General features: G+C 68.5%; 21 protein-coding genes. 15 read left to right on the top strand and 6 right to left on the bottom strand.

Annotated features, from left to right (window positions below):
• Positions 1–144: 144 nt before the first annotated feature.
• The gene (locus ACIA58_RS24285; RefSeq protein WP_396406511.1) at positions 145–2025 is read right to left on the bottom strand and encodes an ABC transporter ATP-binding protein; all 1881 of its coding nucleotides are present in this window, start codon (positions 2023–2025) and stop codon (positions 145–147) included.
• A gap of 165 nt (positions 2026–2190) precedes the next feature.
• Between ACIA58_RS24285 and ACIA58_RS24290 the strand changes: the two genes are divergently transcribed.
• The 7 genes from ACIA58_RS24290 (at position 2191) to ACIA58_RS24320 (ending at position 9599) form a co-directional block, all read left to right on the top strand.
• Complete coding sequence (locus ACIA58_RS24290; protein WP_396406033.1) at positions 2191–2961, top strand: TetR/AcrR family transcriptional regulator; 771 nt, start codon at positions 2191–2193, stop codon at positions 2959–2961.
• A 42-nt stretch (positions 2962–3003) separates the two neighbouring features.
• Positions 3004–3675: a TetR/AcrR family transcriptional regulator gene (locus ACIA58_RS24295; protein WP_396406034.1), complete on the top strand. Its 672-nt coding sequence runs from the start codon at positions 3004–3006 to the stop codon at positions 3673–3675.
• Positions 3675–5408: an ABC transporter ATP-binding protein gene (locus tag ACIA58_RS24300; RefSeq protein WP_396406035.1), complete on the top strand. Its 1734-nt coding sequence runs from the start codon at positions 3675–3677 to the stop codon at positions 5406–5408. Before ACIA58_RS24295 ends, ACIA58_RS24300 begins: the two co-directional genes overlap by 1 nt.
• Positions 5405–7504: an ABC transporter ATP-binding protein gene (locus tag ACIA58_RS24305; protein WP_396406036.1), complete on the top strand. Its 2100-nt coding sequence runs from the start codon at positions 5405–5407 to the stop codon at positions 7502–7504. Before ACIA58_RS24300 ends, ACIA58_RS24305 begins: the two co-directional genes overlap by 4 nt.
• A gap of 79 nt (positions 7505–7583) precedes the next feature.
• Positions 7584–8441 carry a hypothetical protein gene (locus tag ACIA58_RS24310; RefSeq protein WP_396406037.1) on the top strand — a complete coding sequence of 286 codons (858 nt, stop codon included), beginning with the start codon at positions 7584–7586 and terminating at the stop codon, positions 8439–8441.
• A 164-nt stretch (positions 8442–8605) separates the two neighbouring features.
• Entirely contained in the window at positions 8606–9115 is a 510-nt protein-coding gene (locus ACIA58_RS24315) for a hypothetical protein (protein WP_396406038.1), read from the top strand.
• Between the two features lie 13 nt (positions 9116–9128).
• The gene (locus ACIA58_RS24320; protein WP_396406039.1) at positions 9129–9599 is read left to right on the top strand and encodes a hypothetical protein; all 471 of its coding nucleotides are present in this window, start codon (positions 9129–9131) and stop codon (positions 9597–9599) included.
• On the opposite strand, the gene ACIA58_RS24325 is transcribed toward ACIA58_RS24320, so the two are convergent.
• Positions 9596–10393: an alpha/beta fold hydrolase gene (locus ACIA58_RS24325; protein ID WP_396406040.1), complete on the bottom strand. Its 798-nt coding sequence runs from the start codon at positions 10391–10393 to the stop codon at positions 9596–9598. The genes ACIA58_RS24320 and ACIA58_RS24325 overlap by 4 nt on opposite strands.
• A 69-nt stretch (positions 10394–10462) precedes the next feature.
• The gene (locus tag ACIA58_RS24330) at positions 10463–11047 is read right to left on the bottom strand and encodes a CGNR zinc finger domain-containing protein (protein ID WP_396406041.1); all 585 of its coding nucleotides are present in this window, start codon (positions 11045–11047) and stop codon (positions 10463–10465) included.
• 86 nt (positions 11048–11133) lie between these two features.
• Here ACIA58_RS24330 and ACIA58_RS24335 point away from each other — a divergent pair, with 86 nt between their 5' ends.
• On the top strand, positions 11134–12270 hold the full coding sequence (locus ACIA58_RS24335) for an MFS transporter (RefSeq protein ID WP_396406042.1): 1137 nt from the start codon (positions 11134–11136) through the stop codon (positions 12268–12270).
• Here the strand turns inward: ACIA58_RS24335 and ACIA58_RS24340 are convergent.
• Complete coding sequence (locus ACIA58_RS24340; RefSeq protein WP_396406043.1) at positions 12244–13437, bottom strand: M20 family metallopeptidase; 1194 nt, start codon at positions 13435–13437, stop codon at positions 12244–12246. The genes ACIA58_RS24335 and ACIA58_RS24340 overlap by 27 nt on opposite strands.
• Positions 13434–14354 (bottom strand): 5'-3' exonuclease H3TH domain-containing protein, encoded by a 921-nt coding sequence (locus tag ACIA58_RS24345; protein ID WP_396406512.1) that lies wholly within the window; start codon positions 14352–14354, stop codon positions 13434–13436. Before ACIA58_RS24345 ends, ACIA58_RS24340 begins: the two co-directional genes overlap by 4 nt.
• An 83-nt stretch (positions 14355–14437) precedes the next feature.
• Here ACIA58_RS24345 and ACIA58_RS24350 point away from each other — a divergent pair, with 83 nt between their 5' ends.
• Positions 14438–14878, top strand: coding sequence for an Lrp/AsnC family transcriptional regulator (locus ACIA58_RS24350; RefSeq protein WP_396406044.1), 441 nt, complete (start codon positions 14438–14440; stop codon positions 14876–14878).
• Positions 14875–15540, top strand: coding sequence for an HAD family hydrolase (locus ACIA58_RS24355; RefSeq protein ID WP_396406045.1), 666 nt, complete (start codon positions 14875–14877; stop codon positions 15538–15540). Before ACIA58_RS24350 ends, ACIA58_RS24355 begins: the two co-directional genes overlap by 4 nt.
• Positions 15541–15617: 77 nt before the next feature.
• Here ACIA58_RS24355 and ACIA58_RS24360 read toward each other — a convergent pair whose 3' ends face one another.
• On the bottom strand, positions 15618–17081 hold the full coding sequence (locus ACIA58_RS24360) for a KamA family radical SAM protein (protein ID WP_396406046.1): 1464 nt from the start codon (positions 17079–17081) through the stop codon (positions 15618–15620).
• Between the two features lie 144 nt (positions 17082–17225).
• Between ACIA58_RS24360 and ACIA58_RS24365 the strand changes: the two genes are divergently transcribed.
• From ACIA58_RS24365 to ACIA58_RS24385, 5 genes are read left to right on the top strand one after another with little or no spacing between them, the layout of a single operon-like run.
• Positions 17226–18269, top strand: coding sequence for an L-erythro-3,5-diaminohexanoate dehydrogenase (locus ACIA58_RS24365; RefSeq protein WP_396406047.1), 1044 nt, complete (start codon positions 17226–17228; stop codon positions 18267–18269).
• A gap of 3 nt (positions 18270–18272) precedes the next feature.
• Positions 18273–19856 carry an amidohydrolase gene (locus ACIA58_RS24370; protein ID WP_396406048.1) on the top strand — a complete coding sequence of 528 codons (1584 nt, stop codon included), beginning with the start codon at positions 18273–18275 and terminating at the stop codon, positions 19854–19856.
• Complete coding sequence (locus tag ACIA58_RS24375) at positions 19853–21409, top strand: lysine 5,6-aminomutase subunit alpha (protein WP_396406049.1); 1557 nt, start codon at positions 19853–19855, stop codon at positions 21407–21409. Before ACIA58_RS24370 ends, ACIA58_RS24375 begins: the two co-directional genes overlap by 4 nt.
• Positions 21409–22161, top strand: coding sequence for an OAM dimerization domain-containing protein (locus ACIA58_RS24380; RefSeq protein WP_396406050.1), 753 nt, complete (start codon positions 21409–21411; stop codon positions 22159–22161). The genes ACIA58_RS24375 and ACIA58_RS24380 overlap by 1 nt, the downstream gene beginning before the upstream one ends.
• The gene (locus ACIA58_RS24385) at positions 22162–22551 is read left to right on the top strand and encodes a hotdog domain-containing protein (protein WP_396406051.1); all 390 of its coding nucleotides are present in this window, start codon (positions 22162–22164) and stop codon (positions 22549–22551) included.
• Positions 22552–23065 lie beyond the last annotated feature (514 nt).

Consider the following 23065-nt stretch of genomic DNA (forward strand, 5'->3'; position numbering starts at 1 on the left):
CCCGCTCTCCACCAACCCGACAACCTCCTGCTCTGTCCGTACGTCGTGGCCTGATCCCGCCCCCACTGGCGGGATATCTCGCCGTTGACGTGCTGTATGCCGCTAGCCATCGAACAACCCGCTACCGGTGCCCCAGGCAACCATCTAGACAGCGACCACCGCCGCGCCCGCCGCCCCGGGCTGATCGAACTGGGTGCGGTAGAGCTCCTCGTAGCGCCCGCCCGCGGCAAGCAACTCAGCATGCCGCCCGCGCTCCACGATCCGGCCGCCCTCGATCACGAGGATCTGGTCGGCAGCCCGGATGGTCGACAGCCGGTGCGCGATCACCACTGCCGTACGACCAGCGAGCGCCTCCGTCAGCGCCGCCTGCACGGCTGCCTCGTTCGTCGAGTCCAACGCCGCCGTCGCCTCGTCGAGGATCACGACCCGCGGCTGCGCGAGCAGCAACCGCGCGATCGTCAGCCGCTGCCGCTCACCACCGGACAGGCGATACCCGCGTTCACCCACGACCGTGTCGAGCTGGTCCGGCAACGACCGGATCAGCTCACCCAACCGGGCGCGCTCGAGCGAGTCCCACAGATCCTTCTCGGAGGCCTCGGGTCGCGCGAGCAGCAGGTTCTCCCGGATCGAGTCGTGGAACAGGTGACCGTCCTGCGTCACCATGCCGAGCGTCGCCCGCAGGGACTCCGCCGACACATCGCGTACGTCGGTCCCGGCGAGCTTCACGGCGCCGGAATCCACGTCGTACAACCGCGGAATGAGCTGCGCGATCGTCGACTTCCCCGCGCCGGACGACCCGACGAGCGCCACCATCTGCCCTGGCTCAGCCCGGAACGAGACGTCGTGCAACACCTCGACCCCGCCGCGGGTGTCCAACTTCGCGACCTCTTCGAGCGATGCCAGCGAGACCTTGTCCGCCGACGGATACGCGAAGCTCACCCCGGCGAACTCGACCGCCACCGGCCCCTCGGGCACGCGTCCCGCGTCCGGCTTGTCCTGGATCAGCGGCTCCAGATCCAGAACCTCGAAGACCCGCTCGAAGCTCACCAGCGCAGTCATCACCTCGAGCCGCGCACTCGCCAGCGCGGTCAGCGGTGAGTACAAGCGGGTCAGCAGCAGTGCCATCGATACGACCGCACCCGCATCCAGCTCATCCCGAAGCGCGTAGAACCCTCCAAGCCCATAGACCACGGCCAGCGCAAGCGCCGACACCAAGGTCAGCGCCGTCACGAAGATCCACTGCACCATCGCCGTCCGCACGCCGATGTCGCGCACACGCCGCGCCCGGATCGCGAACTCCAGCGACTCGCGCGCCGGCCGCCCGAACAGCTTGACCAACGTCGCACCCGGCGCCGAGAACCGCTCGGTCATCTGGGTGCTCATCGTGGCGTTGTAGTTCGCCGCCTCTCGCTCGAGGGCCGCCAGCCGGCGCCCGACCCGCCGGGCAGGGATCACGAAGACCGGCAGGATCACCAGTGCCAGCAGAGTGATCTGCCACGACTCGCGGAGCATTACCACCAGCGTGAGGACGAGCATGACCAAGTTGCTGACCACGCCGGACAAGGTGTCGCTGAACGCGCGCTGCGCCCCGATCACGTCGTTGTTCAACCGGGAGACCAGCGCGCCGGTGCGGGTCCGGGTGAAGAACGCGATCGGCATCCGCTGGATGTGGTCGAACACCGCCGTCCGCAGATCGAGGATCAGCCCTTCACCGATCTGCGCCGACAACCAGCGCGTCAGCATGCTCAGCCCGGCCTCCGCGACCGCGATCACCGCGATCAGCACCGCGAGCCGCAGGACGACGCCGAAGGCCTTGCCGCCGACGATCGCGTTGACCACCTCGCCGGCCAGGATCGGTGTGGCGACCGCGAGCACGGCCGCTCCGATGCTCATCACCAGGAACCAGGTCAGCTGGGTGCGGTGCGGCTGCGCGAACGCGAGGATCCGCCGCAGGGTCGCCTTCGAGAAGGGACGTTTGTCGTCCTGCGCGTGCATCGCGTGGTAGAGCGAGTTCCACGCGGTCATTTCCATACTCACGGCTGTGGTCTCCAGGCTCCGCTGCATCGATCGATCGGGACCGTCGATGATTCCGTGCGCCACCGACAAAAACCGACGCTAGAACCTCGACATAGGTCGAGGTCAACTGCGTACACTGTACGAAGTATAACCGATTCGAGAAGACCGACGCAGATGAACCAGGACTACAGCGGCAGCGGCGACCCGGCCAAGAGCCTCGAGTTGCTCTGGCGGCGGCGCCCGCTGCCGACCCGCGGACCGAAGCCGGCGCTGACCGTCGACCAGATCGTCATGGCTGCCCTGCAGGTGGCCGACGCGGACGGTCTCGCGGCCATGTCGATGCGCCGGGTCGCCGACGAGCTCGGCGTCGGCGCGATGACGCTGTACCGCTACTTCCCGGGCAAGGGCGAGTTGCTCGACGTCATGCTCGACACCGTCTACGGCGAGCTGCCGCGGCGCGACGTACCGGGGGAGTGGCGGGCCAAGCTCGACGAGGTCGCCCGCGAGAACCGCGAGCTGTACCTGCGGCACCCGTGGATGCTCCAGGTCGCGATCAGCCGCCCGCCGCTCGGCCCCAACGTGATGGCCAAGTACGAGTGGGAGCTGACCGCGATCGAGGGGATCGGGCTCACCGACGTCGAGATGGACTCGACCGTGGCGCTCGTCAACGGTTACGTGCACGGCGCGGTGCGAACGGCGGTCGAAGCGGGCCAGGTGATCCTCCGATCCGGTATGACGGACAAGGAGTGGTGGCTGGCCCACGTCCCGCACCTGGACCGGATCAGCGACCTGGCGAAGTTCCCGCTGGCGGCACGGGTGGGGACGGCGGTCGGGAATGAGTTCGACGCACCGTACGATGTCGATCATGCGTTCGAGTACGGTCTCGAGCGTGTCCTGGACGGCATTTCCGCGCTGGTGGAGAACCGGTCTGCGCCGCAAGCGTAAATGTAGTTGTGAGTGAGTACTCACTCAGTTACCTTTGATCTCGTGACACCACGAGCGACCCCACTGCCACCCGACGAGCGCCGCGCGGCGATCGTCGATGCCGCGCTGCCGTTGCTCGAGGAGTTCGGGCCCGATGTCAGCACCAAGCAGATCGCCGAGGCGGCCGGGATCGCCGAGGGGACGATCTTCCGCGCGTTCGGCAGCAAGGACGCGCTGATCGAGGCTGCGATGGCGACCGTCTTCGACACCTCGGACCTGGTCCGGGCGATCGAGCGGGTCGACCACTCACTGCCGCTGCGGGAGCGGACCATCGCCGCGGTCGAGATCGGCCAGAAGCGGCTGCGCGGGGTGTTCAAGCTGATGTTCGCGCTGCGGATCCGCCGGCCACCGGAGTTCCGGCACTCGACCCCGATGGACGAGGCGCGGCGCCAACGGCAGTCCGACCTGGCCAACCTGGCGTTCGCGGACCTGCTCCGGCCCGACGCCGACCAGCTGCGGCTGCCGCCCGAGGACGTGGTCCGCCATCTCGGCCTGCTCACCTTCTCGGCCACCCACCCACTGATTTCCGGCGGCCACGTGCTGACCGCCGAGGAGATCGTCGACTTCGCGTTCGACGGCCTCCGCAAGCACCACACCGGTCAGCCACCGGCCACCGAGGACATCGTCGAGTACGCGCTCGGCGGTGCCCGCCATCACGACCCTGGGGATGATTGATGTTGATTCGCGTCTTGCGTACGCATTTGCGTCCGTACGCGGGAAACCTGTCCTTGGTGGTGGTCCTGCAGCTGGTCGGGACGATCGCCTCCCTCTACCTGCCCACTCTCAACGCCGACATCATCGACAACGGCGTGGCCAAGGGCGACACCGGCTACATCGTGACCACCGGCGGCTGGATGCTCGCTGTCAGCCTGGTGCAGATCATCTGCACGATCACGGCGGTGTACTTCGGCGCCAAGACAGCTGCCCTGTTCGGCCGCGACGTGCGCGCGGCGGTCTTCCACCGGGTCGGCGAGTTCTCCGCCCGCGAGGTGAACCAGTTCGGTGCGCCGACGCTGATCTCGCGGAGCACCAACGACGTACAGCAGATCCAGATGCTGGTCGTGATGACCACGACGATGCTGGTGGCGGCGCCGATCACGATGATCGGCGGCGTGATCATGGCGGTCCGCCAGGACGTCGGCCTGTCCTGGCTGGTGGCGGTCGCCGTACCGCTGCTTGCCGTCTGCGTCGGGTTCATCGCCAGCCGGATGGTCCCGCAGTTCCGGAAGATGCAGAAGAACATCGACGGGGTGAACCGGGTCCTGCGCGAGCAGATCACCGGAATCCGGGTGGTCCGGGCGTTCGTCCGCGAACCGCACGAGGTCGAGCGCTTCGGTGCGGCCAACCAGAACCTGACCGACACGGCGATCAAGGCCGGCCGGTTGATGGCGCTGATCTTCCCGACCGTGATGCTGATCCTGAACCTGTCGAGCGTGGCGGTGCTGTGGTTCGGCGCCTCCCGGATCGAGGACGGGACGATGCAGGTCGGTGCGCTGACCGCGTTCCTGAGCTACCTGATCCAGATCCTGTTCTCGGTGATGATGGGCGTGTTCGTGATGATCATGGTGCCGCGGGCGTCGGTCTGCGCGGACCGGATCTCCGAGGTACTCGACACCGACTCCTCGGTGCGGCCGCCGGTCACGCCGATCAAGACCTTCACCGGTCGCGGGCAGCTCGTGTTCGAGGACGCCTCGTTCAAGTACCCGGGTGCGGCCGAGCCGGTGCTGCAGAACATCAGCCTCGTCGCCTCGCCGGGGCAGACGACCGCGATCATCGGCAGCACGGGCGCCGGCAAGACGACGCTGCTGTCGCTGGTGCCGCGGTTGTTCGACGCGACCGAGGGGAGGGTGCTCGTCGACGGCATCGACGTCCGCGACATCGAGCCCGAGGCGCTGTGGGAGCGGATCGGTCTGGTGCCGCAGCGGCCGTACCTGTTCTCCGGGACGGTCGCCAGCAACCTGCGGTACGGCAACCCCGACGCAGGAGACGAGGAGCTCTGGGAAGCGCTGGAGATTGCCCAGGGCAAGGACTTCGTCGAGGCGATGGCCGAAGGACTCGACGCGCCGATCGCGCAAGGCGGCACGAACGTGTCCGGCGGTCAGCGGCAGCGGCTCGCGATCGCCCGGGCGCTGGTCCGCAAGCCGGAGATCTACCTGTTCGACGACTCGTTCTCGGCGCTGGACCTGGCGACGGACGCCCGACTGCGGGCGGCGCTGCGTCCGGTCACCCGGGAGGCGTGTGTGGTGGTCGTCGCCCAGCGGGTGTCGACGATCATCGACGCCGACCAGATCGTGGTGATCGAGGACGGCGCGATCGTCGGCAAGGGCACCCATGACGAGTTGCTCGAGACGTGTCCGACGTACGTCGAGATCGTCGAGTCCCAGCGTTCCGCGGAGGAGGCGGCATGAGCGAGGAACAGAAGCCGTCCCAGAACGGACAGGCCCCGAACGGTCAGGCCGCGAGTGGCCAGGTGCAGGACGGTCAGGTGCAGGACGGCGCGAAGACGGTGAAGGCGACCGAGCGGCCGACGACCGGCCGTGGATTCGGCCCGCCGGGAGGTATCCCGGGGGACAAGTCGATGAACTTCCTGCCGTCGGCGAAGCGGTTGCTCGGCCGGTTGCGGCCGCAGCGGGCGAAGGTGGCCGGCGTCGTACTGCTGGCGATCTGCAGCGTCGGCCTGTCGGTGGTCGGCCCGAAGATCCTCGGCCGCGCCACCGACATCATCTTCGCCGGTGCCATCGGCAAGCAGTTGCCCAGCGGCCTGAGCAAGGCGCAGGTGATCGAGCAGACCCGGGCCTCGGGCAACGGCCGGCTGGCGGACCTGCTGCAGGGGATCGACCTGATCCCGGGCGTGGGTATCGACTTCGATGCCCTGCGCAACGTTCTTCTGCTGGTCCTGGCCCTGTACGCCGGCGCGTTCTTCCTCTCGTGGGCACAGGGCTACATCCTGAACGGCGTCGTACAGCGCACGATCCTGTCGCTGCGCCGCGACGTCGAGGACAAGCTGAACAGGCTGCCGCTGAGCTACTTCGACGGCGCGCCGCGTGGTGAGCTGCTCAGCCGGGTGACCAACGACATCGACAACATCTCCACCAGCCTGCAGCAGACGCTGAGCCAGCTGCTCACCTCGCTGCTGACGGTGATCGGGGTGATCACGCTGATGTTCGTGATCTCGCCGGTACTGGCACTGATCGCGCTGGTGACGATCCCGATCACGATGGTCCTGACGGCGGCGATCGCCAAGCGTTCCCAGGTCAGGTTCATCGCCCAGTGGCGTCACACCGGCGCCTTGAACGGGCAGATCGAGGAGGCGTTCACCGGGCACGAGCTGGTGAAGGTCTTCGGCCGGCAGAAGGAGATCGAGGCGGAGTTCGCGAAGAAGAACGACGAGCTGTTCCAGGCCGCGTTCGGAGCGCAGTTCATCTCCGGGCTGATCATGCCGGTGATGATGTTCGTCGGGAACCTGAACTACGTGGTCATCGCGGTGCTCGGCGGTCTTCGGGTCGCGTCCGGCACGATGTCGCTGGGCGACGTACAGGCGTTCATCCAGTACTCGCGGCAGTTCACCCAGCCGCTGACCCAGGTCGCCTCGATGGCGAACCTGCTGCAGTCGGGGGTGGCGTCGGCCGAGCGCGTGTTCGAGGTACTGGACGCCAAGGAGCAGATCCCGGACGACGCGACGCCGGAGAAGGTCACCGATTCGCGCGGGCGGGTGGAGTTCGAGCACGTGTCGTTCTCCTACGACCCGGACAAGCCGCTGATCACCGACCTGAGCCTGGTCGCGGAGCCCGGGCAGACGGTCGCGATCGTCGGCCCGACGGGCGCCGGCAAGACGACGCTGGTGAACCTGATCATGCGCTTCTACGAGCTGAACGGCGGCCGGATCACGCTCGACGGTGTCGACATCACCGAGCTCACCCGGCACGACCTGCGCTCGCGGATCGGCATGGTGCTGCAGGACACCTGGCTGTTCGGCGGCACGATCCGGGACAACATCCTGTACGGCAACCTCAAGGCCACCGAGGAGGACATGCTGGCCGCGGCCAAGGCGACGTACGTCGACCGCTTCGTGCACAGCCTGCCCGACGGGTACGACACGGTGATCGACGAGGAAGGCAACAACGTCAGCGCCGGTGAGAAGCAGCTCCTCACCATCGCCCGCGCCTTCCTGGCCGACCCGCAACTGCTCATCCTCGACGAAGCCACCAGCTCGGTCGACACCCGCACGGAGGTCCTGGTCCAACGCGCCATGGCCGCCCTCCGCTCCGACCGAACCAGCTTCGTCATCGCCCACCGCCTGTCCACCATCCGCGACGCCGACCTGATCCTGGTCATGGAGAACGGCTCCATCGTCGAACAGGGCAACCACAACGAGCTCCTCACCCTCGACGGCGCCTACGCCCGCCTCTACAACGCCCAGTTCAGCGGCGCGGTAGTAGACATAGACGAGGAAGCCGCCGCCCTGGCAGCCCCCACACCAGCCGGCCGCCCGATGGCCCGCTGAACTCTCGAACAGGAGGGGACGCCTATCAGGCGTCCCCTCCTGCTGCCTGTGGATAACTTCCGCGCCGTCCACGCGTCCTGTGCGGTACTTGAGACATGCCCACGAACGCAGACTTCGTCCGCGAACGCAGCACGTCGCCACGCGGAAGACCGACCGGATCGTCGCGCTCGGCCGCGACGGACACCATCTCGCGCTGGCGATGACGCGGCTGGACGGTCAGTTCTTCCGGCAGCACGGCTCGAATCTGGTCCTGTCACGGGCGCTCGTCGAGAACGCGCTGCAGGATCTGGAGCATCATCAAGGTCGTCAGTTTCCACAGGTGCACGGGTTCCGGCGCGTGGCATCGCGGGTTGATCCTGCAGACACCGTCGGTGGGTTTCGCCTCCTGACCGACTATCTGCAGGCGAACCAGGTGCCGGTTGGCCGGCCGGGAAGTCGGGTGAGTGTCTTCGACACGAGCTTCAAAGGCACGGTGCAGGAGCTGCTCTCGGCGGCGTACCCGGAGACGACTTTCACAGGTCGGTATGCATTCCTCGGCGAATCACCCGATGACCCGCACCCTGGGAGCAAGAAGGGCTACGAGGTCCACCTGTCCGCGGCGGAGTCACGGCAAGGACGGCCGTTCTACGTCCTGCCCGCCGATGAGTCGAAGACGTTCGCCCATCAGCTGGCTCTGAACAGCATCGAGGAGCTGCTCGACGGCCCGATGTCCAGCCCGGTGCGGATCGGCGCTCGTGGACCTGAGCAGTCTGGTCAACGTCACCATCCGACGCTTCTCGAAGGCTTGAGCAGAGGCCGGGTGTCGCCGCGCCTACGGGAGCTCCGGGTGCGCGAGGGCGTGAAGGTGGTGAACCTGATGGCAGTCGCTGATCTGGCGCGGGATGTCGCCGTACTTCGAGATGCCGGAGGCAACTACCGGAGCTGGCTGGACGACTGACAAGCAACAGGTGGACGCACTGCAGAAGACGTTGGACCGGAGACAGGTGCCGGAGACGGACAGAGAGGCGATCTGGGCCGCGTACGAGCGGTGCGGGAGCGACGGCGACAAGCAGGTGTTCGTAGAGAATATGTTCAATTCGACGCGGGTTGGCGGAGGTAGAGATGGGCGGCGGCAGCGGTTCGGATCCCGAGGGCGAGTGGACGGCGCTCGCGGGGCTGGGCGAGAGCTTTGAGGAGTTCGACGAGCTCGCCGGGCCGCTGATCCGCGGCGGGCCCCCACCGGCGGTCGGTGTGCCGGCGATCGCGCATGCGCCGATGATCATTGATACGGACATCGGGGGTGATCCTGATGACACGGTGGCGTTGGTGGTGGCGGCTCGGGGGGTGGCTGAGTTGGCCTTGGTGGTTACGAGTGATGAGTACGGCGGGGAGCGGGCTCGGTTTGCCAGGTACTTGCTGGATCTGGTCGGGCGGTCGGATGTGCGGGTGGTGGCGGGGTCCGATCTGGGGAACAGCCGGATGTGGGTGATTGACGGGTTGTGTCCGGAGGACGTGCCGCGGCAGGAGACCGACGTGGTGGCTGCGGCCAGTGAGGTTTGTGGAAGGACGGAGGGGCGCGTTCGGTGGGTCGGGGATGGGCCCCCTGTCGAACCTGGCGACTCTGCAGCGTGAGCAGCCTGAGCTGGTGTCTCGGCTGGTGGTGACGCAGATGGGCGGAGCTATCAACTACCGCGATCCGACGCGGGCGGAGCACAACTTCCGCGTCGATCCGGAGGCGGCGATTCGGATGGTGCCGTCGTTGGAGCCGTGGGGGCCGACATTCGTGATGTCCGACGTGACCTTCAACCCGGCGATGGAGATCACGGCCGACTCGCCGCTCTACAAGCGCTGGGCCGAGCCGGATGCGCGGCCTTGGGAGCGTGTACTTCGGGAGCACTGGGATCGCTGGCTGGTAAAGTACCCGGGCTCGATGCAGCACGACGCGCTCACACTGGCTGCAGCGATGCTCTGGCCGGGCATCCGGTTCGTCCGCGAGCGCGTGGCCCTGGACCCGATCGCCCGGATGACTACGGATGCCAACGGCGTAGAGGTCATTCGCTCCATCAGCGCGGACTACACCGCCTTCATGGCGTGGCTGGAGCGTGCTCTGGGTTAGGTCGCCAGGGCGTTCAGCAGAAACGTCCGGAAGGCCTCGGGTGCGGAGAACATCGGCATGTGGTCCGCGTTCGGGAGGACTGTGAGCGTGGCGTTCGGGGCTTCGCTCGCCAGACGGCCCGCCCAGAGCTGGGTGCCTTGGAAGTCGTGCTCGCCGACCAGCACGGAGACGGGTACCTCGAGCTCGGCGAAGCGGTGTTTGATCGCGGGATCGAGCTCGCGGGCGTTGTCCTCGGACATGAGCATGATCCGGGAGTTGGCGATCGCGAGGCCGACCAGGAGGCGGTGGTCGTCGAGGTCGACCGCGGGGCACCAGGCGGTGATGTCGTTCGCCGCGGCGGTCGGGATGTCGCCGGTCTCGAGGATCTTGGCCTGCTGGGCGAAGTGCGCCCGCATCACCACCCGCGCCGCCGCCTCGGCCGCAGTCGGCGACGGGAACTCGCCGAACGACCCGGCGACCGCACAGACCCGAGCCACCCGCGACGGGTACCGATGAGCGAACGCCAGCGCCTGCCGCGCACCGTCGGACACGCCGAGCAGTACGGCCTGCGAGACCCCCGCAACATCCAGGACCGCGGCCAGGTCGGCGAGCTCGTCGTACTCCGACAACGACACCGAGGACAGGCCACGGTCCCGGCAGTCCCAGACCGTCACGCGAGCCGAGTCCGCCAGCCACGCGACCGTCGAGCTCCACATTCGCGTATCGGCCAGACCGCCGTTCAGCAGGACCACATCCGGTCCGGCGCCGTGCTGCTCGTAGTACAGGTATCCGCCAGGCACATCGACAAAGGGCATGACCGCGATTCTGCTGGCCCGCGACCGACGGCGACATCGGGAATTCTCCCTAGTCGACCGACGACAGGATCAGCGGGTAGAACGGCGGGCGTACGCGCGGGCGGCCCGGGCTCGGTCGCCGCAGCGGGTCGAGCACCAGTGGCGGCGGCCGTGGCGGACGAGGTAGCGGTTGCAAGGGGTGGAGTCGCAGGCGGTCAGGGCGTCGGCGTCGGAGCCGGTGAGGAAGTCGGCGGCGCTGGCGGAGATGGTGGCCAGAGCGTGGTCGAGGATCTGGTTGGTGGGACAGACGGTCGCGCGGTAGGGCCCGGCTTTGTCGTCCCAGCGGAGGATCGCGGTGGTCGGGACCCGGGTGAGCGCGTCGTTCACGGCGTCGACGGCCGCGGGGAGGGCGGGCACGCCGGCAACGCGGGCCGCGAAGAGGGAGCGGACGTGCTCGCGGAGGGCGCGGAGTTGGGTCGCGCACATCTCCTGTACGCCGGCATCCCCGGGGGCAAGGCCGCGCTGGGTGAGCCAGGCGTTGACGGACGCGGGACTGCCGAGCAGGTCGACGTACTGGCCGCCCGGGAGCGCGATCGCCGTGTTGGCGAAGTCGAGCGCGAGGCAGGCCTCCGCCCCGGGAGCGGGCGGCAGTGGCGCGACGGTCGGATCCTCCATGGTTCTCATGGTACGGGTTGCCGATATCCGTGAGAACGGCGTACCGTTCCTCACGGATAAAGCGTGCCTGATCCGTGAGGAGATTCATGAAGCTGACGGCGTTGCTCGTGTGCGTGTTCGGTGTGACCACCGGGGAGTTCGTGGTCGCCGGGATCCTGCCGGCCGTGGCCGGCGACCTGGATGTGTCGATCCCGGCGGCCGGCCTGCTGGTGACGGCGTACGCGCTCGGCATGATCGTCGGCGGCCCGTTGCTGACGGCAATCACTGCCGGCCGCCCGCGGAAGCCGCTGATCCTCGGGCTGCTCGGCGTGGCGGTGGCCGGCAACCTGCTGTCCTCGATCGCCCCCGGGTACGGCGTCCTGTTCGCGGCGCGGATCGTGACGGCGTCCGTCACGTCGACCTTCTTCGCCAACGCGATCGTGATCGCGACGACCTCCGCGCCGCCGGGCAAGAAGGCGTCGACCGTGGCGAAGCTTGCCTTCGGCATGAACTTGGCGATGATCCTCGGCGCACCGCTCGGCACCTGGATCGGCGACGCGTTCGGCTGGCGTACGACGTTCGCCGCGATCACGGCCTGCTGCGCGACTGGGCTGCTCCTCGTGGCCCGCTTCGTGCCCGCCGATCAGCCCGGCGTGCGGGGCCGGGCCCTGGGCGAGTTCAGCGTCTTCCGCGACCGGGACCTGCTGCTCGCGATCGCGATCACCGCGGTGGCGAACGTCGGCTTGCTGATGGTGTTCACCTACCTGGCGCCGCTCCTGACGGGGCCTGCGAACTTCGCGGCGACGGCGGTGGCGCCGATGCTGCTGGTGTACGGCGTCGGCGCAACGTTCGGCAATCTGGTCGGTGGCCGGTTGGCGGACCGCGCCCTCCTGCCGTCCCAGCTCGGCGCGCTCGCGCTCCTCGTCGTACTGCTCGTCGCTCTCCGGTTGAGCCCGACCGCGATCCTCACCGGCGTCCTCGTGTTCGCGATCGGCGCCGTCGGGTTCTCCGTCATCCCCGGCATGCAGGCCCGCGTACTGACAACGGCCGCCGCGGCCCCGACGCTGGCGATCGCCGTCAACGCCTCGGCGTACCAGGTCGCGGCCGCGTTCGCGGGCTGGCTGGGTGGCAGGGTCGTCGCCGGTCCCGGCCTGCCCGCGATCTACCTCGCCGCTGCGGCTACGACGGTCGTCGGCCTGGCGTTGACCGGGCTGGCGTCAGCGCGCGAGGCGGCGTACCGCTAGTTCGGCGAGGAGGGCGGCCCCGTCGGGCAGGACGGAGTCGTCGAAGTCGGCCAAGGGGGAGTGGTTGTCCGGGGCGGCGTCCGGGTCCGCGGAGCGGCAGGCGCTGAGGTTGAGGTAGACGCCGGGGACCTCCTCCAGCACGTACGACATGTCCTCGGCGCCGCACCGCGGGTTGGCGCGTTCGCGGAACCGGTCGGCGCCGAACAGATCGACGATCGTGGACCGGGCGAACTCGTACTCCGCGGCATTGTTGACCGTCACCGGATACCCGACCTGGTACTCCGCCTCGACCTGCAACCCGTGCGCCGCCGCCAGACCCTCGACGAGCTGGATCGACGCCAGCTGGACCTTGGCGCGCGCCTCGGCCGAGAACGTCCGGACCGTCGCGTCGAAGAACGCGTCGTCCGGGATGATGTTCTCCTTCGTCCCGCCCGCGATCCGCCCGACCGTCAGCACCACCGGGTCGAACACGTCGAACTGCCGCGTGATCATCGTCTGCAGCGCGCCGACGATCTCGCACAGCACCGGGATCGGGTCCTTGCCGCGGTACGGCGTGGATCCGTGCGTACCCGACCCGATCACGCGGACATGCAACTGGTCCGCCGCGGCCATGAACGAGCCCGGCTTGCTGCTCCACATCCCCAGCGGCTGGGACGCCGACCCGACGTGCAGACCGTACGCCGCATCCGCTCGCCGGCCGGCCGCGTCGAGCACACCCTCGCGGATCATGATCGGCGCCCCGCCCGAGGTCTCCTCGCCGGGCTGGAACATGAACACCACGTCGCCCGGCAGCTCGGCCCGGAGCGCGGACAGCACCTTCGCGGCGCCGACGAGCCCCGCGACGTGCAGGTCGTGACCGCAGGCGTGCATCATCCCGGGATGCTGCGAGGCATACGGCACGTCGGTCCGCTCGGTCACCGGCAGCGCGTCCATGTCCCCGCGCAGCAGGACGACCGGCCCGGGGCCGCCGCCGCCCCGCAGTACGGCGGTCACCGACGACAGCTCCTTGCCGAGCGTGATCTCCAGCGGCAGGCCGGCCAACGCGTCCAGGATCAGCTGCTGCGACTTGGGCAGGTCGAGGTCGTACTCCGGCACCTGGTGCAGCGCCCGCCGCAGCGCGACGATCTCCTCCCGGAAGCCCTCGGCCAGCTCACGCGTCCGGCTCATGCCTTCGGTCCCAGGTCGAGCGCGGCCATTACCCGTTGTGCGCTGCCGCCGAGCTCGAGCAGCTCGACGAGCTCGAGCCACCGCTCTGGATCCTTGATCTCGTCGGGGATCTTTGCATCGAACGTCCCGACCGGCGCGTCCTTCGCGACCGCGACCACCTTCGGCGCGACGTCCAGGTAGTCGCTGTCCGCCAGGATCTTCTTCTTCACCCCGGGCGCCATCGGCGTACTCGGGTCGGCCGCGGCGGCGCGGATCGCGTCCAGGTCGCCGTACGACGTGACGAGCGAGGCGGCCGTCTTCTCGCCGATGCCCTTCACGCCGGGCAGCCCGTCGGACGCGTCCCCGCGCAGCGTGGCGAAGTCGGCGTACCGCTGGGCGGGGATCTCGTACTTCGCCAGCAGCGCCTTCTCGTCGTACACGTCCGCGCGCCCGACACCGCGGGCCGCCGTGTAGATGATCCGGATGCCGCGGCTGTCGTCGATGAGCTGGAACAGGTCCCGGTCGCCGGTCACCACGTCGACGGGCATCGTCGCCTGGTGCGACAGCGTGCCGATCACGTCGTCGGCCTCGTGGTCGGCCGCACCGACGACGGCGATCCCGATCGCCTCCAGACAGGCCCGGATGTACGGCACCTGGACCTCGAGCCGGTCCGGTACGTCCTCGACCTGCTCGCCCTTCGCCGACACGAACTCGACCCGCTGCGCCTTGTACGACGAAATCAGCGCCACCCGCCAGGACGGCCGCCAGTTGTCGTCCCAGCAGGCGACCAGGTGGGTCGGCCGGTGGTTCTCGGCGAGCCGCGCGATGAAGTCGAGCAGCCCCCGGATCGCGTTGGTCGGGGTGCCGTCGGCAGCCTTCATGGTGTCCGGCACGCCGAAGAACGCGCGGAAGTAGAGCGACGCGGTGTCGAGCAGCATCAAGCGCTGGGGTGTCCCTGAATCTGGTCCTGGCATGGAGAGATGCTTTCATGCCCGGCGGTCTCGGCAGTAGGGTCTCCAGGATGGAGGACCTGGATCGCAAGATTGTCGGGCTGCTCGCGACCGACGGCAGGATGAGCTTCACCGACCTCGGCAAGGCGACCGGCCTGTCCACGTCGGCCGTGCACCAGCGGGTGAAGCGGCTCGAGCAGCGCGGCATCATCCAGGGGTACGCCGCCACCGTCGACCACACCGCGCTCGACCTGCCGCTGACCGCGCTGATCTCGATCCGGCCGATCGACCCGTCCCAGCCGGACGACTCGCCCGAGCGGCTCCGCGACGTACCGGAGATCGAGTCCTGCTACTCCGTCGCGGGCGACTCCAGCTACATCCTCGTCGTCCGGGTCGCCTCGCCTGCCGCGCTGGAGAACCTACTGGCCGTGATCCGGGCCCGGGCCAACGTCTCCACGACCACGACGATCGTGCTGAGCACGCCGTACGAGCGCCGGCCGCCGGCCCTGTGAAGGCCCTGCTCAGCGATCTGTTCAGCACACTGGTTCCGGGCGGAGACACCGAGCGGGACCAGGTCAACGCACGGATGGGCGCCGCGCTCGGCGTCGACCCGGCGGCGTTCCAGCAGGCGTTCGACGCGGCGTCGTACGAGCGCTTCATCGGCGCGTACGGCGATCTGTCGAACACGCTCCGGGTGATCGCGGAACGTTGCGGCGGCACGCCGACCGACGAACAGGTGCAGGAGGCAACAAATCTGCGCCGTACGCTCGCCCAACGCCTGCTCGGTGCGGCTCCTGCGACGACGCTGAGCACGCTGGCCGCGTTCAAGGCGGCGGGCTGGCGGATCGGCCTGGTCAGCAACATCACCGCCGAGACCCAACTCCAGTGGCCGGCCAGCCCGCTCGCGCCGTACTTCGACGCGACCGCTTTCTCCGCGGAGGTGGGCGCCGCCAAACCCGAGCCCGCCATCTACCTGTCGGCGTGCAACGCTCTCGGCGTAGACCCGACCGAGTGCATCTTCGTTGGCGATGGCAACGACAATGAACTCCCCGCCGCCGCCTCCCTGGGCATGCACGCCATCCGCACCCTGGAGCATGCCAACACGGCCCCACACTGGCCGGGCCCCACCATCAAATCCTTCGCCGAGCTGACCGGGTTGGCGATCGCTCAGTAGCCTCCGGCCTTGTCAGCTGGCTGGAGACGAGCACGCCTCCGGTGCCACCCCCTGCATTGGTGGCACCGAAGACGGGATCAGGAGAGGTCCAGTGACTTCTGGGCCTCGGCTGCGGCGCGGGAGGCGGCAGCTCGTTCTTCGGCTTCGGCCAGGGTGGTGCCGGCGTGCTGGGTCCACCACTGCCGGCCCTCGGCGGGGAGGGTGTCGATCGGGTCGTAGTACTCGTAGGTGCGGTTCAGCGCCTCCGGGTCCTGCTGCTCGATGCCGGTGCGGTAGTTCTTCTTCCAGTACGAGATGCCGCGGACCTCGTCGTACTCCGAGAGCTGGTGCACCCACCGCTTGCCGACGTACGGGACGTCGCACACGATCCGCGGCGTCGCGAAGCCGGGCAGGTACCCGAGGATGCCGTGCTGCAGGTGCTGCGCGTCGCGCACCGACACCCGCCAGTGCTCGGAGAACGGGATCATGTCGCACATGTAGAAGTAGTACGGCGTGACGTTCGCGCCGTCGAGCAAGGCGAAGCACAGGTCGAGCAGCTGCGGGATCGAGTCGTTGACGCCGCGCATCAGCACGCCCTGGTTGCGGACGTCGCGCAGGCCGGCCTCCAGCATCGCCTTGGACGCCTCGGCGACCAGCGGGGTCACGGACTGAGCCGCATTCACGTGTGTGTGCATCGCGATCATCACGCCGCGGTTGCGCGCCACCGACGCAACGCGTTCGACGCCGGCCAGGACGTCGGACGAGAGCCAGTGCTGCGGCATGCCCATCAGCGCCTTGGTCGCGAGCCGGATGTCGCGGATGTTCTCGATCTCGAGCAGGCTCATCAGGAACGCCTCGAGCCGCGGCCACGGCATGTTCGCCACGTCGCCGCCGGACACGACCACGTCGCGGACGCCCGGCGTACGGCGGAGGTAGTCCAGCATGTTGTCGAGCCGGGTCTGCGGCTTCGCGACGAACTTGAGCTTGTCGATCACCGGCGTCGAGTTCCCGACCAGGTCCATGCGGGTGCAGTGGCCGCAGTACTGCGGGCACGTCGGCAGGATCTCCGCAAGGACCTTGGTCGGGTACCGGTGGGTCAACCCCTCCGTGGCCCACATCTCGTGCTCGTGCAACGAGTCCCGGGTTGCGTGCGGGTGCGACGGCCAGTCGGCGCGACGGTCGCTGAACACCGGCAGCATGTAGCGGCGGACCGGGTCCGCGTAGAAGGCCTCTGTGTAGTCCGCAGCGCCCTGCGGGACGATCGTGTTCAGCATCTGCGGCGGCAGCAGCATCGACATGGTCGCGCGCTCGGCCTGGTCCCGGGTCAGGTCGTCGTACAACCTGTCCTCGAGCAGGTCACCCATGACGTCGCGCAACTGCTTCACGTTCTTCACGCAGTGCGACCGTTGCCACTGCACCGAGCGCCACTCCTCGGCCGTGACGTCCTTCCAACCGGGCAGCCGGGTCCAGTCAGGCTCCACCAGCTCGGCTCGCCGGTACGCGTACGGCTGGCCGTCGCCGGGCTCCGAACGAGCCAGCTCCGGGGTGATCAGATCGGTCACAGGTGCCTCCGCGGCGCTTCGGGATGTTGCGGTCTCATGTGAGGATAGCGATAGAACTTCCCTCAGATCCAACAGTACGCCGCAAGAATTCTCGCCAAGGCGTGGTTTGAGTAGTATTTTGCCTGATCGCTACGAGGAGGACACGTGTCATCGAGCCCGGTAGGACTGCACCGCGTACTCGCGCCGTCCGGCGTGTTGCCGCAGGCGGCGGAGACCCTCGACGCGCGGGTCGAGATCTGGCCCGACGAGGTACGCATCGCGGTCGAGCGGCTCAACCTCGACGCCGCGTCGTACCGCCAGCTGGCCGAGGCGCACGGCGGCGACGGTCCGGCGATCCGCCGGGCGGTCCTGGACATCGTCAACACCCGCGGCAAGATGCAGAACCCGGTCACCGGCTCCGGCGGCATGCTCGTCGGCGTGGTCGACGAGGCCGGCCCGGACTCACCGCTCGGTGTGAAGAAGGGTGACCGGGTCGCAACCCTGGTCTCGCTGACGCTGACCCCGCTGCGGATCACCGACGAACTGAAGGACTGGGACGGGAGGAGCGAGCAGGTCCCGGCGCAGGGGCACGCGATCCTGTTCGCCCGGTCGATCGTCGCGAAGCTGCCCGACGACCTCAAGCCCGAGCTCTCGCTGGCCGTGATGGATGTCTGCGGCGCGCCCGCACTGACCGCTCGCGTGGTCCGTTCGTATGTCGACAAAGGCATAAAGCCTGTCGTGTCAGTAATTGGCGGCGCAGGTAAATCGGGGTCGTTGTCGCTCGCCGCGGCGCACTCGGCCGGAGCTGCCCGGACGATCGGGATCGTCCCGTTCCAGGCCGAGCGGGACAAGCTGACCGAGGCCGGTATCGCCGACGTCGTCGCGCTGGCCGACGCCCGCGATCCGGTGGCGCTCGCGCATGCGGTCGAGGAGGCCGGGGGACCCGCGGACATCACCGTTGTCTGCGTCGACGTACCGGGCTGTGAGCACGGCGCCGTCCTCTCCACAGCTGCCGGTGGCACGGTGATCTTCTTCTCGATGGCGACCTCGTTCTCGGCGGCGGCTCTCGGTGCGGAGGGTCTGGCCGCGGACGTGACGATGCTGGTCGGCAACGGGTACGTGCCTGGGCATGCGGACTTCGCGTTGGAGCTGTTGCGGGCCGAGCCGGGTGTCCGTGGTCTGTTCGAGAGCAGGCTGGCGGAGGATTAGTTCGTGCGCACACTTCTGACAAACGGTTCCGTCTACTCGCCCGCCGACCCCCACGCCACTGCGATCGCCTTCGACGACGGGGTGGTGACGTGGCTCGGTGACGACAGCGGCGCGAGTTCGTACGCCGATGGCGCGGACGAGGTGATCGACCTCGACGGCAAGCTGGTCACGCCGGCGTTCGTCGACGCCCATGTCCACACCGCGGGCACCGGCGCCGTGCTGACCGGTCTCGACCTGGCCGGTACGACGTCGTTGACCGAGGCCCTCGACAAGCTTGCGGCGTTCGCGGTGAACCTGCCGGAGGACGCGGTCATCGACAGTGCCGGCTGGGACGAGACGGCGTGGCCGGAGGGCCGTCCGCCGACGGCGGAGGAGCTCGATCGCGCGGGTGGCGGTCGGCGGGTGTATCTGTCACGCGTCGACGGGCACTCCGGCGTGGTCTCGTCGGCTCTGTTCGACGTCGCGCGCGGCGAGGGCTTCGACGAGAGCGGGCGAGTTGAGCGGCACGCGAACCACGCCGTACGCGACGCCCTGAGCGAGCTGGTCGGGCCGGACCAGCGTCGGCAGGACATCCGCGCTGCCCTCCAAGCCATGGCCGCCAAGGGCATCGGTGCCTTTCACGAGATGGCCGCTCCGCACATCGGTCCGTTGTGGGAGCTGCCACTCGTCCGTGAGGTCGCTGATGAGCTCGGCCTGTCGGCAACCCTGTACTGGGGCGAGCCCGGCGTCTTCGAGCACATCGGTACGTACGGCCTCGCCGGCCTCGCCGGTGACCTCAACGCCGACGGCGCCCTCGGTTCGCGTACGGCGGCCCTGCGCGCGCCGTACGCCGATCGCGCGGACCATCGCGGTCACGCCTACCTGACGGCGGAGCAGATCGCCGAGCACGTGATCGCCTGCACCGAGCGGAACGTGCAGGCCGGCTTCCACTGCATCGGCGACGAAGCCCTCGACAACATCGCCCGCGGCCTCGAGCTCGCCGCCGAGAAGGTCGGCATCCAGGCCCTGGTCGCGGCTCGGCACCGGCTGGAGCACGTCGAAATGGTCGACGAGGCAACCATCGCCACACTCGCTCGCTGCGGTGTCGTGGCCAGCGTGCAGCCGATGTTCGACGGCCTGTGGGGCGGCCCGGACGGCATGTACGCCGAGCGCGTCGGCGATCGCTGGCAGGGCATGAACCCGTTCGGATCGCTGGCCCGTGCCGGCGTCGTACTCGCGTTCGGATCGGATGCGCCCGTGACGGAGCTGGGTGGTTGGGAGGCGGTCCGCGCGGCCGCGTTCCACCACGAGCAGTCCGAGCGGATCACCGTGCGCGCAGCGTTCCAGGCGCACACGCGGGGCGGTTGGCGGGCCGCGGGTATCGACGACGCCGGAGTACTCGCGCCGAGCACGGCAGCGACGTACGCGATCTGGCAGACCGACGCCGACCTCGTCGTGCAGACCCCGGACGAGCGGGTCGCGGCCTGGTCGACGGATCCGCGCGCCGGCGTGCCGGTGCTGCCGGATCTGAGTGAGGGAACTCCTACTTGCTTGCGGACGGCCGTGGGCGGTCGTGTCATCTATGAAGCCGAAGGATGGTCCCAGTGAAGAAACTCGACCTCGATCCGGTCACCGTCCGGAAGGCTCGCAGTCTGGCGCGTAAAGCCGGGAAGCCGATCGTCAACCTGGCCAAGCAGCACACCACGGTGTCGGTCGAGCGAGCGGTACTGCGGCTTGCCGGGCTGACCGGTGCGGATACCGAGGGTATCCCGTGGGTGAACCGGCTGGCGGACACCGTCCGTGCCGACGTCGGGCTCGAGCACGGGCTCGCGGTGCCGGTGTGGGACGCGCTGATCCGCGGTGAGGCCGAGGACCTGGCCGTGCTCGCGCAGAAGGCGGCGTCCGGATCGGTGACGTTCCGGATGCCTGAGGGACGCGACGGCGTACGCGCGCGGACCGCTGCGCGGAAGGCGGCGGCCGCTGGGATGAAGCGGATCGACGGGCGGCGGCGGGAGCGGGACCGGATGATCAAGCGCCACGGCGACCCGAAGCAGCGGCCGTGGATCTACCTGATCGTTGCCACTGGCGACATCTACGAGGACATCCCGCAGGCGCAGGCGGCCGCGCGGGAGGGCGCCGACATCATCGCGGTGATCCGGTCGACCGGGCAGTCGCTGCTCGACTACGTCCCGGAAGGCGCGACCCGCGAGGGGTTCGCCGGAACGTACGCGACGCAGGAGAACTTCCGGCTGATGCGCGCGGCGCTGGACGAGTCGTCGAAGGAGCTGGGGCGCTACGTCCGGCTGACCAACTACGCGTCCGGACTGTGCATGCCGGAGATCGCGACGCTGGCCGGGCTCCAACGGCTCGACATGATGCTGAACGACTCGATGTACGGGATTCTCTTCCGCGACATCAACCCGATCCGGACGTTCGTCGACCAGCGGTTCAGCCGGCAGATCCACGCCCGCGCCGGGATCATCATCAACACCGGCGAGGACAACTACCTGACCACCGCCGACGCGGTCGAGGCCGCGCACACGGTGACCGTCTCACAACTGCTGAACGAGTACTTCGCGAAGGAAGCCGGCCTCGAGGACTGGCAGCTCGGCCTGGGGCACGCGTTCGAGATCAACCCCGATCTGCCGGACTCGTTCCGGATGGAGCTGGCGCACGCGATGCTCGCACGGCAGCTGTTCCCGAACGCGCCGCTGAAGTGGATGCCGCCGACCCGGCACATGACCGGTGACGTGTTCCGCGGGTACCTGCTGGACGGATTCTTCAACCTCGTCGGCGCGATGACCGGGCAGGGCATCCTGCTGGTCGGGATGATGACCGAGGCGGTCGTGACGCCGTGGATCTCCGACCGCGACCTGGCGCTGCAGAACGTCCGGTACGTTTTGGGGGCCGCAGGCAACCTTCACGAGGACTTCCGGCCGGAGCCGAACGGGTTCATCGCCCAGCGTGCCCGGCAGGTGCTGGGGGAGTCGGTGGAGTTGCTGGAGGAGATCGTCGACGACGGCCTGCTGAACGCGATCGGCGACGGCACCTTCGGGTTGATGAAGCGACCGCAGGACGCCGGCCGCGGCCTGGACGGGGTCGCGCGGAAGTCGTCGGAGTACTACAACCCGGCGATCGAACTGCTCGAGGAAGGCGCCTGATGAGCATCATCCGGCCGTACGGCGACACCACCGGTGACGGGATGGTGCAGCTGTCGTTCACGCTGCCGGTCCCGCACGACAAGCGGGCCGAGGGCGCCGCGGTCCAGCTGGCCAACAAGATGGGCATGGATCCTGCCCTGGTCGTGCACTCCAAGCCGATCGGCGACGACTTCACGTTCTTCGTCGTCTACGGGCCGGTCAACCACCTGGTCGACACCTCCAAGGTCGAGGTGATCGAGCGCGACTACCCGCTGCTGTCGCCGAAGGAGGTCAACCTCGCGATCCGCAAGGGGCTGCGCCGCCGGCTGACCGTGGTCGGCGCCTGCATCGGTACCGACGCGCACACGGTCGGCATCGACGCGATCCTGAACATCAAGGGCTTCGCCGGCGAGAAGGGCCTGGAGTACTACCGCGAGCTGAAGGTCGTGAACCTCGGCGCGCAGGTCGCCGTACCGGAGCTGGTGCGCCGCGCGAAGGCGGACAAGGCCGACGCGATCCTGGTCTCCCAGGTGGTGACCCAGCGCGAGGCGCACGTGCTCAACACCAAGGAGATGTCCGCGGCCTTCCGGGAGGCCTACGCCGAGGACGCCCGTCCCGTACTGGTTGCCGGCGGCCCCCGTTTTACCGAGCAGATGGCCGGGGAACTCGGCGTCGACCGGGTGTTCGGCCGCGGCACCACACCGGGCGAGGTGGCCAGCTACCTGGTCGACGCCCTGGTGACCAGGCGGGTCCCTGCGAAGAGGAGTGCATAGGTGTCCAAGGCAACTACTGGGCTGACCGTCACGCATCGGCGGTACGTGCCGTACAGCCACGCCCACTACGCCGGGAACCTGGTCGACGGCGCGTACGTGCTGGCGCTCTTCGGTGACGTCGCGACCGAGGTGTGTATCCGGTCCGACGGCGACGAGGGTCTGTTCGCGTCGTACTCCGACGTGCAGTTCCTGCAGCCGCTGCGGGCCGGTGACGTTGTGGAGGTGACGGCAACGATCACCCGGGTCGGCAACCGTAGCCGCGACGTCGAGTTCAGCGCGTACGTCGTCTGCCGGGGCCGGCCGGACAAGTCGGGGTCGGCGGCCGAGGTACTGGCCGAACCGCTTGTGATCACACGCGCAAAGGGAACTGTCGTCGTACCGGTTGGGTGACGATTGGTTGCCCTGGGTAACGATCACGTGGAGTGCCGAGACCGCTCTGTAACGTGACCCAGGTGAAGGATCCTCGTTTTCCTTTGCGGGGCAGGCGATAGTGTTACAACGGGCTCAAGGAGCCGGGGGAGAGGTTGACACCGTCGCCGCCAGCGAGCATCGTTTTGGGAGTCGTCATATCCCGTTTGTTCAACGGTCACACGAAGTTCGGCCACCGGATGATCCCGCGACGCTGACCAGGCCAAAGCCAGGCTTGAGTCGACGGGGGCTGAGATCGCCGGTGGTTAGCCCCCCGCGGGGCAGAGGTGGAAGAGGCTCGGCGGCCAGTAGACAACAGCCGGACGGTTCGCAGCCAGCGCATCGTCGGTTGGTCCGAAGGCACGCCGAGCCTCTTTCCTCTATCCAGGGCCCGATTCCCGAGGTCTTCTCACTTCTTCGCACTCTGCAGCGACCTCGTCACGTTCCGCGATGGCCGCCGGATGGCTACTGACCGGATACATTTGCGTGTTCGGAA

This window comes from Kribbella sp. NPDC051586, assembly GCF_044453965.1.
Lineage (GTDB): Bacteria > Actinomycetota > Actinomycetes > Propionibacteriales > Kribbellaceae > Kribbella.